This window comes from Sphingomonas lycopersici (assembly GCF_026130605.1).
Lineage (GTDB): Bacteria > Pseudomonadota > Alphaproteobacteria > Sphingomonadales > Sphingomonadaceae > Sphingomonas > Sphingomonas lycopersici.
This window is the reverse complement of the sequence record NZ_JANFAU010000002.1, coordinates 181,257-193,601: the sequence shown is the minus strand read 5'-3', so window position 1 is coordinate 193,601 and position 12,345 is coordinate 181,257. Positions and strand designations below refer to the sequence as shown.

Annotated in this window: 9 protein-coding genes; all 9 read left to right on the top strand. The window is 67.9% G+C overall.

Annotated features, from left to right (window positions below):
- Window positions 1-138: 138 nt before the first annotated feature.
- Window positions 139-3,321: an acetyl-CoA carboxylase family protein gene (locus NED98_RS04120; RefSeq protein WP_349293245.1), complete on the top strand. Its 3,183-nt coding sequence runs from the start codon at window positions 139-141 to the stop codon at window positions 3,319-3,321.
- Window positions 3,322-3,528: 207 nt separating this feature from the next.
- Window positions 3,529-5,403, top strand: a complete 1,875-nt coding sequence (gene sppA, locus NED98_RS04115; protein WP_265312034.1) for a signal peptide peptidase SppA — start codon at window positions 3,529-3,531, stop codon at window positions 5,401-5,403.
- Between the two features lie 70 nt (window positions 5,404-5,473).
- Window positions 5,474-5,896, top strand: coding sequence for a Fur family transcriptional regulator (locus NED98_RS04110; RefSeq protein WP_179511575.1), 423 nt, complete (start codon window positions 5,474-5,476; stop codon window positions 5,894-5,896).
- Window positions 5,897-6,033: 137 nt separating this feature from the next.
- Window positions 6,034-6,783, top strand: a complete 750-nt coding sequence (locus tag NED98_RS04105) for a lysophospholipid acyltransferase family protein (RefSeq protein WP_265312033.1) — start codon at window positions 6,034-6,036, stop codon at window positions 6,781-6,783.
- Complete coding sequence (gene miaB, locus NED98_RS04100) at window positions 6,780-8,120, top strand: tRNA (N6-isopentenyl adenosine(37)-C2)-methylthiotransferase MiaB (RefSeq protein WP_265312302.1); 1,341 nt, start codon at window positions 6,780-6,782, stop codon at window positions 8,118-8,120. Before NED98_RS04105 ends, miaB begins: the two co-directional genes overlap by 4 nt.
- Window positions 8,121-8,226: 106 nt before the next feature.
- On the top strand, window positions 8,227-9,219 hold the full coding sequence (locus NED98_RS04095) for a PhoH family protein (RefSeq protein ID WP_265312032.1): 993 nt from the start codon (window positions 8,227-8,229) through the stop codon (window positions 9,217-9,219).
- 139 nt (window positions 9,220-9,358) lie between these two features.
- Window positions 9,359-9,868, top strand: coding sequence for an rRNA maturation RNase YbeY (gene ybeY, locus NED98_RS04090; protein WP_265312031.1), 510 nt, complete (start codon window positions 9,359-9,361; stop codon window positions 9,866-9,868).
- A gap of 1 nt (window position 9,869) precedes the next feature.
- Complete coding sequence (locus tag NED98_RS04085; RefSeq protein ID WP_265312030.1) at window positions 9,870-10,781, top strand: hemolysin family protein; 912 nt, start codon at window positions 9,870-9,872, stop codon at window positions 10,779-10,781.
- Between the two features lie 165 nt (window positions 10,782-10,946).
- Window positions 10,947-12,281, top strand: coding sequence for a PQQ-dependent sugar dehydrogenase (locus NED98_RS04080; RefSeq protein WP_265312029.1), 1,335 nt, complete (start codon window positions 10,947-10,949; stop codon window positions 12,279-12,281).
- The last annotated feature ends 64 nt before the right edge of the window (window positions 12,282-12,345 follow it).

The following is a 12,345-nucleotide window of genomic DNA, read 5'->3' as shown; positions in this document are numbered from 1 at the left end:
CCGCGGAGCGGTCGCCCGGAAAAGCCCGCCGGACGGCGTCGCTTGCTTGCGCGTAGCGTCAGCTACGCGACTGCGCTGCGCTCCTTGCCAGCGGGCTTCTCCGGGCGATCACGACGTTGTTCTGAGTGAGTTTGGACCCTGAGGAGGCGCGCCATCCGCAAGCTGCTTATCGCCAATCGTGGCGAGATCGCGATCCGCATCGCGCGCAGCGCCGCTCTTGCCGGCATCGCGACCGTCGCGGTTCATTCGACCGACGATGCCGACGCGCCGCATGTCGCTGCGGCCGATGTGGCGGTCGCGCTCGAAGGCGCCGGCCCCGCGGCGTATCTGTCGATCGAGGCGATCGTCGGCGCGGCACGCGCGACGGGATGCGACGCGATCCATCCGGGTTATGGCTTCCTCAGCGAAAATCCCGCGCTCGCGGCGGCGTGCAGCGTGCTGGGGATCACCTTCGTCGGCCCCGATGCGGCGCTGCTCGAACTGTTCGGCGACAAGGCGCGCGCCAAGGCGCATGCCGTCGCGCGCGGCGTGCCGGTGCTGGCGGAGGGCGCGGCGGCGACCGGCGCGCTGGTGGTGAAGGCGGTGGCGGGCGGCGGCGGGCGCGGGATCCGCGTCGTCGCCGATCGCGCGACCCTGCCGGCGCAGATCGCGGCGGCAGGCGCCGAAGCGCTCGCCGCCTTCGGATCGGCCGAGGTGATCGTCGAGCGGCATGTCGCGAGTGCGCGGCATATCGAGGTCCAGCTTGCCGGCGACGGCGACGTGGCGATCGCGCTCGGCCTGCGTGATTGCACCGTCCAGCGGCGTCATCAGAAACTGGTCGAGATCGCCCCCGCGCTGTCGATCGACGCGGGGCTCGCCGCGCGGATCGCGCGCGCGGCGGAGGCGTTGCTCAACGGCACCGGGTATCGCGGCCTCGCGACGGCGGAATTCCTCGTCGATCGCGACCTGCCCGAGGATAGCGCGGACGCCTTCGCCTTTCTCGAGGTCAATCCGCGGCTCCAGGTCGAACATACCGTGACCGAGGAGACGACCGGGCTCGATCTGGTCGCGATCCAGCTCGCGCTGGCGAGCGGCGCGACATTGGACGCGCTCGGCATCGCCGCCGCGCCGACGCCCCACGGCGTGGCGATCCAGCTTCGCGTCAATGCCGAGACGATCGCGCCCGACGGGACGGTCCACCCCGCCAGCGGCGCGATCGCGCTGCTCGATGCGCCCGGCGGCCCCGGCATCCGCGTCGACGGCGCCACGCGGACCGGGATGAGTGCCAACCCGCGCTTCGATCCGCTGCTCGCCAAGCTGGTCGTCCACGCCCCCGACTGGCCGACCGCGCTCGCCAAGGCGCGCCGTGCGCTCGCCGAATATCGCATCGCCGGGCTGGCGACCAACCTGCCGGTGCTCGCCGCGGTGCTCGCGCAATCGGAGGTGGCGGCGTTCGACATCGATACCGGCTGGTTCGATCGCAACGTCGCGACGCTCGCCCCGCCCCTCGCCGTCCATGCGCCGCCGGTCGACGCGCATATCGCCGCCGCGCCGCTCGCCGGGGTGGTGGTGGCGATCGAGGCCCCGGTCGGCGCACGCGTCGCCGCCGGGCAGGAAGTCGGGACGATCGAGGCGCTCAAGATGCAGCATGCCGTGCTCGCACCGGGCGCCGGGGTGGTCAGCGCGGTCCACGCGGAGATCGGCGCGGTGATTGACGAAGGCGCGCCCTTCCTGTCGCTCGATCCGGTCGAGGAGGACGGCGCCGGTGCCGCGACTGAAACCGCAGTCGACCCCGATCACATCCGCCCCGATCTCGCCGAGGTGAACCAGCGCCACGCCTTGGGGCTCGATGCCGGCCGGGCGGAGGCGGTGGCGAAGCGCCACGCGCGCGGGCTTCGGACGGCGCGGGAAAACCTTGCCGATCTGTTCGATGCCGGGAGCTTCCAGGAATATGGCGCGCTGGCGATCGCGGCGCAGCGCCGGCGGCGGACGGTCGACGATCTGATGCGCAACACCCCGGCGGACGGGCTGATCGGCGGGATTGGCACGGTCAACGCCGCCGAGCACGGCGAGGAAGCCGCGAAGTGCATGGGCCTCGCCTATGATTATACCGTCCTCGCCGGGACGCAGGGGCATATCAACCACAAGAAGACCGACCGCCTGCTCCATGTCGCCGAGGCGATGAAGCTGCCGATCGTCTTCTACACCGAGGGCGGCGGCGGGCGCCCCGGCGATGTCGATGCGGTCGGCGCGACCGGGCTCGACGTGCCGACCTTCGCCGCCTTCGCGCGTCTGTCGGGCATCGCGCCGCGGATCGGGATCACTGCGGGTTACGGCTTTGCCGGCAATGCGGTGCTCTACGGCTGCTGCGACGTGACGATCGCCACGAAGGACGCGCATCTCGGGATGGGCGGCCCGGCGATGATCGAGGGCGGCGGGCTCGGCGTCTTCGCGCCCGACGAGGTCGGGCCGGCGGCGGTGCAATATGCCAATGGCGTGATCGACGTGCTCGCCGCGGACGAGGCGGAGGCGACCGACAAGGCGAAGCGCATCCTCGGCATGTTCCAGGGCCGCGTCGCACAGGCAGATCATGCCGATCAGCTGCTGTTGCGGCATATCGTCCCCGAGAACCGGCTGCGCGTGTTCGACGTGCGTCGGGTGATCGATGTGCTGGTCGATAGCGAAAGCTTCGTCGAGCTGCGCGGCGGCTTCGCGCCCGGGATGATCACCGGGCTGGCGCGGATCGACGGGCGCGCGATCGGGCTGATCGCCAACGACTGTCGCTATCTCTCCGGTGCGATCGACGCCCCGGCGGCGGACAAGGCGGCGCGGTTTTTCCAATTGTGCGACGCGTTCGGCGTGCCGATCGTCTCCTTGTGCGACACGCCGGGCTTCATGGTCGGCCCCGAGGCCGAGCGCACCGCGCCGATCCGCAAGGGATCGCGGATGTTCGTCGTCGGCGCCAATATCGGGGTGCCGATCTTCACCGTGGTGCTGCGCAAGGCCTATGGCCTCGGCGCGCAGGCGATGGCGGGGGGATCGCTGGTCGCAGGCGGGTTCTGCGTCTCGTGGCCGACCGGCGAGTTCGGCGGGATGGGGCTGGAGGGTGCGGTGCGGCTCGGCTTCCGCAAGGAGCTGGAGGCGATCGCCGACCCGCAAGCGCGCGACGCCAAATATCGCGAGCTGGTCCAGGCGAGCTACGAGAAGGGCAAGGCGGTGTCGGTCGCGCAATTCCTCGAGGTCGATGCGGTGATCGATCCGGCGGAGACGCGCGCGTGGCTCAAGCGCGGCCTGGCGGCGGCACCGGTGCGTGCGAGCGGGCGCTATATCGATACATGGTGAGGCTGCCGAAAACGTCATTCCCGCGAAGGCGGGAATCCATTCGCGCTGAGGTTGCGGTTTGACACGATAGGCCAGCCAGTCTGGATCCCCGCCTTCGCGGGAATGACGGAGGGAGCTCTACGGCGCAGCGTATTGCCCGAACCATACACTTCGCGCTAAAGCGGCGCGACAAGCCCCGCGATCGGGGCGCTGGAATTGGAATATAAGATGCAGCTGGTGCGCGGGGCGTGGAAACTGCTGGTCGGCATCAAGGACGCGCTGGTGCTCGTCGCGATGCTGCTGTTCTTCGGTGCGCTGTTCGCCGCGCTCAACAGCCGGCCGACCCCCACGACGGTGAAGGACGGCGCGCTCGTCCTCGATCTCGACGGGCCGATCGTCGAGCAGCCCGAGGAGATCTCGCCGATGGCATTGCTCGGCGGCGGGCGCATCCACCGCCAATATCGCCTGCGCGACGTGGTCCGCGCGATCGACGACGCCAAGGACGATTCGCGGGTCAAGGCGATCGTGCTCGATCTCGATCGCTTCGGCGGTGCCTATCCTGCGGCGCTGGGCGAAATATCCGACGCACTGCTGCGCGCGCGCACCGCCGGCAAGCCGGTTCTCGCCTTCGCCACCGGCTATACCGACGGCGGCTATCGCCTCGCCGCATCGGCGAGCGAGGTGTGGATGGACCCGATGGGCGGCACCCTGTTTGCCGGCCCTGGCGGTAGCCAGCTCTATTACAAGGGCCTGATCGACAAGCTCGGCGTCAACGCGCACGTCTATCGCGTCGGCAAGTTCAAGTCGTTCGTCGAACCCTATACCCGCGCCGACCAGAGCCCCGAGGCCAAAGAGGCCGCGACCGTGCTCAACAACGGGCTGTTCGACCAGTGGAAGGAAGCGATCGCGCGTGCCCGGCCGAAGGCCAAGCTCGCCGACTGGCTGACCGCGCCCGACAAGGTGGTGACGGGCGCGGGGGGCGATATCGCCAAGGCCAATCTCGCCGCGGGGATCGTCGACAAATTGGGCGATCGCGTCGAATTCGGTCGTCGCGTCGCGCAGATCGCGGGCGGCGAGGACAATAAGCCCGCCGGCTGGTTCAAGAAGATCAAATATGACGACTGGCTCGATGCCCACCCCTTGCCCAAGAACGGCGAGATCGGCGTCGTCACCGTCGCCGGCGACATCATCGACGGCAAGTCCGAGCCCGGCACCGCGGGCGGCGAGACGGTCGCCAAGTTCATCTATGATGGTCTCGCCAAGAAGAAGCTCAAGGCACTGGTGCTGCGGGTCGATTCGCCAGGCGGGTCGGTCACCGCGTCGGAACGGATCCGGCTCGCGCTGATCGAGGCGAAGCGCCAGGGGCTGCCGGTGGTGGTCTCGATGGGCGGCGTCGCGGCGTCGGGCGGCTTCTGGGTCTCGACCCCCGGCGACGTGATCTTCGCCGAGCCGTCGACGATCACCGGCTCGATCGGCATCTTCGGCATTATCCCGACCTTCGAGAACACGCTGGCCAAGATCGGCGTGACGACCGACGGGGTGAAGACCACCCCGATCTCGGGCCAGCCCGATGTGTTCGCGGGCACCAACCCGGTGACCGACACGCTGTTCCAGTCGGCGATCGAGCATGGTTATAGCCAGTTCCTCGCCCGCGTGGCGCAATCGCGGCACATGCCGGTCGACAAGGTCAATGAGATCGCGCAGGGCCGGGTGTGGATCGGCGGGACGGCGCGTCAATTGGGGCTGGTCGATCGCTTCGGCACGCTCAAGGACGCGGTCGACGAGGCGGCGAAGCGCGCCAAGCTCGATCCGGCGACCGTCAAGGTCACCTATCTCGAAAAGAAGCCGAGCTGGGCGGCGCAGCTCGCGCGCCAGTGGAGCAACGACAATGACGACGACGCGGCGGCGCCGTCCGACGCCTTCGCGCGGGTCGCGTGGGAGCGTCGCCAGCTGGTGATGCGCGCGATGGGCGATGTGAAGCGGCTGGTGACCGGCGGCGGGGTCCAGGCGGCGTGCCTCGAATGCGGCGGTTTCGGCCCGACCGCGGCGGCCCCCGGCGATGCGCGCCTGCTCGACGTGCTGCTCGCGCGGATCGGCCTGTAATCACGCGCTTATGCCTGTTGCGAGTCGGTTTCGCTTTTCGCAACAGGCTTTGCGCACTACATAGCGACGTATGCCCCGCAAGATCGATCTCGAAGCTCTGTGTCACGAAAAGGGACTGCGCATCACCGAGCAGCGCCGCGTCATCGCGCGCGTGCTGTCGGAGGCGGAGGATCACCCCGATGTCGAGAAGGTCTATGCCCGCGCCTCGGCGGTTGATCCGGGCATTTCGATCGCGACGGTGTATCGTACCGTGCGGCTGTTCGAAGAGGCCGGCATCCTCGATCGCCACGATTTCGGCGACGGGCGCGCGCGTTACGAGCCCTCGCCCGAGGCGCATCACGACCATCTGATCGACGTCGAGACCGGCAAGGTGATCGAATTCGTCGATCCCGAGCTCGAACAGCTCCAGAAGCAGATCGCCGAACGGCTGGGCTTCCGGCTGGTCGATCACCGGATGGAATTGTACGGCGTCAGCCTCAGCCGCAAGGATTAAGCGCGATCGCCGCGCATATCGACGCTCCTCGTCACCCAAGCAAAACACATGGGTGATATGCGACCACCCCGGCGCAGGCCGGGGTCCAGCAAAAACCGGCCCGATACTGGACCCCGGCCCGCGCCGGGGTGGCGCTAATGCCGATCGGCCCTGACATCCGCCTCTACCTCCGGCTCGCCGCGATCATCCTCGCTTTGCTGGTCGCGGTGCCCACACATCTGTTGTGGCGGCTGCTGCGGCTCCCCTCCCCCTGGCCCAAATGGTTCCTCGGCGCGATGGGCTGGATCATCGGCGCGCGTCGCCGGGTGATCGGCACCCCGCTGCGCCGCGACGTGGTGTTTCTCTCCAACCATCTGAGCTGGATGGACATCCCGATCCTCGCCGGGGCCAATGGCAGCGCCTTCGTCGCCAAGGCGGAGGTCGAGCATGTCCCCATCGTCGGCTGGCTCTGCACGCTCAACCGCACGATCTTCGTCCGCCGCGAGGACCGGCTGGGGATCGCCGGGCAGATCAATCAGTTGCGCGAGGCGCTCGCCGAAACCTGGGCGATCACGATCTTCCCCGAAGGCACCACCAGCGACGGCGAGACGCTGCTGCCGTTCAAGGCGGCGCTGCTCGCGGTGCTCGATCCGCCCCCGCCGGGGGTGCTCGTCCAGCCGGTGCGGATCGATTATGGCGATGCGACGCGCGAGCTGGCGTGGGTCGGCGACGAGCCCGGGCTCGATCATGCCAAGCGCGTGCTGCGCCGCCCGGGGAATTTCACCGCGACGCTGCACTTCTGCGACCCGTTCGATCCGCGCGATTTTCCCGGTCGCAAGGCGATCGCGGCGGAGGCGCGCGCGCGGGTCGCGGCGGCGGGTGGCGATCCGGCGCAGGCGCCTGTATAGGCGCCGCGATGACCAAGACCCCGCCCAAGACCTTCCACGTCAAGTCGTTCGGTTGCCAGATGAACGTCTATGACGGCGAGCGGATGGCCGAGTTGCTCGCCGCCGACGGGCTGACCGCGACCGCCGATGCCGCCGGCGCCGATCTGGTGGTGCTCAACACCTGTCACATTCGCGAAAAGGCGACCGAGAAGGTCTATTCGGATATCGGCCGGCTGCGGAAGGACGATCCGGCCAAGATGATCGCGGTCGCCGGCTGCGTCGCGCAGGCCGAGGGTGTGGAGATCGTGCGCCGCGCCAAGGTCGACGTGGTAGTCGGCCCGCAGGCCTATCATAACCTCCCCCGGCTGGTGTCCGACGCGACTAGGGGCGAAGCCGCGCTCGATACCGATATGCCGCCGCTGTCCAAATTCGACGCGCTCCCCGCGCGGCGCAAGGTCGGGCCGACGGCGTTCCTGACGGTGCAGGAAGGCTGCGACAAATTCTGCACTTATTGCGTCGTGCCCTATACCCGCGGCGCCGAGACGAGCCGGCCGTTCGCCGAAATCGTCGACGAGGCCAGGGCCCTGGTCGACGCCGGCGCGCGCGAGATCACCTTGCTCGGGCAGAACGTCAATGCGTGGAGCGACGGTGACGGGCGCGGTCTGCACGATCTGATCCGCGCGCTCGATCGCGTCGAGGGTCTGGCGCGGATCCGCTATACCACCAGCCACCCCAACGATATGACGCAGGGGCTGATCGACGCGCATCGCGATGTCGAAAAACTGATGCCTTTCCTGCACTTGCCGGTCCAGTCGGGCAGCGACCGCGTGCTCAGGGCGATGAACCGCAGCCACACCCGCGACAGTTATCTCCGCGTGATCGATCGCGTGCGTGCGGCGCGCGCCGATATCGCTTTGTCGGGCGACTTCATCGTCGGCTTCCCCGGCGAGACCGAGGCGGAATTCGCCGAGACGCTCGGCATCGTCGCCGCGGTCGGCCATGCACAGGCGTTCAGCTTCAAATATAGCCCCCGCCCCGGCACTCCGGCCGCGACGATGGATGGGCAGATCGCCGCCGAAGTAATGGACGAGCGGCTCCAGCGGCTCCAGGCGGCGATCAACCGCGATCAGCTCGCCTTCAACCAGGCGTCGGTTGGGCGGCATTGCGACGTGCTGATCGAGCGGCGCGGCAAGCAGCCGGGGCAGATGCTCGGCAAATCGCCGTGGCTGCAATCGGTTCATCTCGAAACCAGTGCGCCGATCGGCACGATGGTGTCGGTCGAGCTGGGACATGCCGGCCCCAATTCGCTTACCGCGCGTGAGATTTCGGCCGAACGGGCGTCCGCCGCCGCTGCGTGATGCGCGCGCGCAACACCCTCGAAAACCTCTGACTTGGTGCTTGCGGCGAAGCCCGCCACCACGCACCTTATGGTTAGCCAACGATGGCGAGAATCGAAGGAGGCGCATGAGCCGCAAGCCCGTCCCCGCCCATTCCGGCGAACGTAGCCGGGTCGATGTCCTGTTCGACAAGCCGCAGCTTCTGCCGCGCCTGTTCGGACAATATGACCAGAACCTCGTCGCGCTGGAAAACCGGCTCGGCGTCTATATCACCGCACGCGGCAACCGCATCGGGCTCGAAGGGACCGCCGAGCAGGTGGCGATGGCGCGCGACGTGCTCAACGATCTCTACATGCGCATCCAGCGCGGCGAGGAGATCGATTCCGGGCTGGTCGACGCGGCGATCGCAATGGCCTCCGAGCCGACGCTCGACGGGATCATCTCGGCCGAGCGCGCCGAAACCCCGCCGATCATGATCCGCACGCGCAAGAAGACGATCGTCCCGCGCACCCCGGCGCAGGCGCATTATATGCGCGAACTGACCACGCATGAGATGATCTTCGCGCTCGGCCCGGCGGGTACCGGCAAGACCTATATCGCGGTCGCGCAGGCGGTGTCGCAGCTTATCTCTGGGTCGGTGCAGCGGCTGATCCTGTCGCGCCCCGCGGTCGAGGCGGGCGAGCGGCTCGGCTTCCTCCCCGGCGACATGAAGGAGAAGGTCGATCCCTATCTCCGCCCGCTGTACGACGCGCTCTACGATTGTTTGCCCGCCGAGCAGGTCGAACGCCGCATCGCCTCGGGCGAGATCGAGATCGCGCCGATCGCCTTCATGCGCGGGCGTACTTTGGCCGACGCATTCGTGATCCTCGACGAGGCGCAGAATACCACCCCGGCGCAGATGAAGATGTTCCTCACCCGCTTCGGGCAGAACAGCCGGATGGTGATCTGCGGCGATCCCAACCAAACCGATCTGCCCGGCGGGGTCACCGCCTCGGGGCTGGCCGATGCGACGTCGCGGCTGGAGGGGATCGAGGGCATCTCGCTCTGCCGCTTCACCGCCGGCGACGTGGTGCGCCACCCGATCGTCGGGCGGATCGTCGCGGCCTATGAGGGGGAGTGACTGGCGCACTGATGACCCGATCACCTCTCCCCGTTCGGGCTGAGCCTGTCGAAGCCCTGTCCTTTTCTTCGCAAGGAAGAAGGACAGCCCTTTGACAAGCTTAGGGCGAACGGAGCATTTGCGGATATAATCTTCTAGCATGATCGAAATCGAACTCAGCCGCGAAGCGCCGTGGCCCGATCAGGACTGGACGGCGCTTGCCACCACCGCCGCTCGCGCGGCCGTGGCTCGAACGCCGTTCGGCGACTTGCTCGACACCGCGGCACTGGTCGAGATCAGCGTGCGGCTCACCTCCGACGATGAGGTGCACACGCTCAACCGCCAGTATCGCGGCAAGGACAAGCCGACCAACGTCCTGTCCTTCCCGATGGTCCAGCCCGATCTGATCGAGACGGTCAGCCAGAATACCGACGACGGCGAGCTGCTGCTCGGCGATATCGTGCTCGCACACGGCGTCTGCGTGCGCGAGGCGACGGAGCGCGGGGTGATGGTCGAGGCGCATGCCACGCATTTGATCGTGCATGGCACGCTGCATCTGCTAGGCTATGATCATCTGATCGACGACGAGGGGGATGCGATGGAGGCGATCGAGCGCGACGCGCTGGCCGATCTCGGCATCGCGGACCCCTATGCCATTCGCGAGGACTGACTTGCCCGAAGACCGAAGTAGCGCCGGCAACGGCGATTCCAACGAAAGCAGCATCTGGCGCGGCCTGCGCAACCTGATCTTTGGCGACGCGCACGAGGATACGCTGCGCGACCAGCTCGAAGACGCGATCGACCGCCACGAGGACGATCCCGCCCCCGATGCCAAGGGCGACCTGACCCCGCTCGAGCGGCAAATGGTGCGCAACCTGCTCCATTTCGGCGAACGCGATGCCGGCGATGTCGGCGTGCCGCGCGCCGATATCCTTGCGGTCGAAGAGCGAACCACGTTCGACGAGCTGGTAAAGATTTTCGCCGATGCCGGGGTCAGCCGGTTGCCGGTCTATCGCGAGAAGCTCGATACGATCGTCGGGATGGTCCATATCAAGGATGCCTTCGCGATCCTCGCCGCCGGCGGTGAGCGCCCGACCGGGATCACCGCGCTGATCCGCGAGCCGCTATTCGTGCCGATGTCGCGCGGCGCGCTCGATCTGCTCGCCGACATGCGGCAGACGCGGGTGCATCTGGCGATCGTGCTCGACGAATATTCGGGCACCGAGGGGCTGGTGACGATCGAGGATCTGATGGAGGAGATCGTCGGCGAGATCGAGGACGAGCATGACGAGGCGCCCGAAGCGTTGCTCGTCCCGCTCGACGGCGGCGCCTGGGACGCCGATGCGCGGGTCGAGCTGGAGGATATCGGCGAGACGGTCGATCCGCGGCTGGGCGAGAGCGACAGCGACGTCGACACGATCGGCGGGCTGACCGCGGTGCTCGCCGGGCATGTCCCCGAGCCGGGGGCGTGCGTGATCCACCCGAGCGGGTGGCAGATCGAGGTGCTCGACGCCGACGAGCGCCGCGTCAACCGCGTCCGCCTCCACCCGCCGCGCCCGGTGCCGGAAGGGGTGGAGGCTTAACCCCAACCACCCGTCGTCCCGGCTCAAGGCCGGGATGACGTTTCTTTTCAGTAACTTAGTCTTGCAACCTCGGGCCACCACGAAGCTTCACACGTGTGAACTTCGTGAACTTTGCCGCGATTCTGCCCCCTTCCGTCTCCGCGCCGCGCCGCCTATCCTCCGGTAATGCGTAAACATATCCTCATCGTTTCCGGGCTGGTGGTGCTCGCCGCGATCGCGATCGTCGCGTGGATCGCCTGGCCGGACAGCGCGCGGCTCAATATCGCCGACGTCCAGGGGCAGCGCCCCGACATCACCCCGCCGCGCGAGCAGTGGATCCCGACGATGGCGGTCGCCAAGGCGGTCGGCTGGCCCGACGGCGCCAAGCCGGTCGTCGCGCCGGGGCTGGCGGTGGCGGCCTATACGACGGGGCTCGATCATCCGCGCTGGCTGTATCGCCTGCCCAACGGCGACATCCTCGTCGCCGAGACCAATTCGCCGCCGCGCCCCACCAGCGGGATCGTCAATAAGGTGATGGGCTGGCTGATGGGCCGCGCCGGCGCCGGGGTGCCCTCGGCCAATCGCATCACCCTGCTGCGCGACGCCAACGGGGACGGCGTGCCCGAACTCAAGACGGTGTTCATGACCGGGCTCAACTCGCCGCTCGGCATGGCGCTGTTCGACGGCCAGCTCTATATCGCCAATACCGACGCGCTGGTCCGCGTTCCCTATATCGAGGGGATGACCAAGGTGACCGCCAAGCCCGAGCTGGTAATCAAGCTCAACGGCGGCGGCAATCACTGGGCGCGCAACGTGATCCCGGCGGAAGACGGCAAGACGCTCTATGTCGCAGTCGGCTCGTCGTCGAACATCGCCGAGAATGGCATGGCGGCGGAGCGCTATCGCGCCAACATCCTCCAGGTGTGGCCGAAGGAAAAGACCTGGCGCATCTATGCCGCCGGGCTGCGCAACCCGCAGGGGATGGCGCTGGAGCCGCACGATCGCCAGCTGTGGACCGTGGTCAACGAGCGCGACATGCTCGGCTCGGACCTCGCCCCCGATTATCTCACCGCGATCGAGCTGGGGGACAATTTCGGCTGGCCCTGGTATTATTGGGGCGGCTATCCCGACAAGCGTGTCGAGCCCGCCAACCCCGCGCTCCAGCAATATTCGAAGCGGCCCGATTATGCGCTCGGCCCGCATGTCGCGGCGCTCGGGCTGACTTTCGCGCAGGACTCGAAGCTCGGGGCGAATTTCGCCAACGGCGCGTTCATCGGCCTGCACGGTTCGTGGAATCGCAAGCCGCTGTCGGGCTACAAGGTCGTCTATGTTCCGTTCGGCGATAGTGGCTGGCCGACGAAGGGCGCCAAGCCGGTCGACGTGCTGACCGGGTTCCTCAACAAGGACGGCGAGGCGCAAGGCCGCCCGGTCGGCGTGACCTTCGACAAGACCGGCGCGCTGCTGGTGGCGGACGATGTGGGCAACCGCATCTGGCGGGTCAGCGCGGCGGGCGCGAAGTAACGCCCCTCTCCCCGTTCGGGCTGAGCCTGCCGAAGTCTTGCCCTTTCTTCCTCGCGAAGAAGGG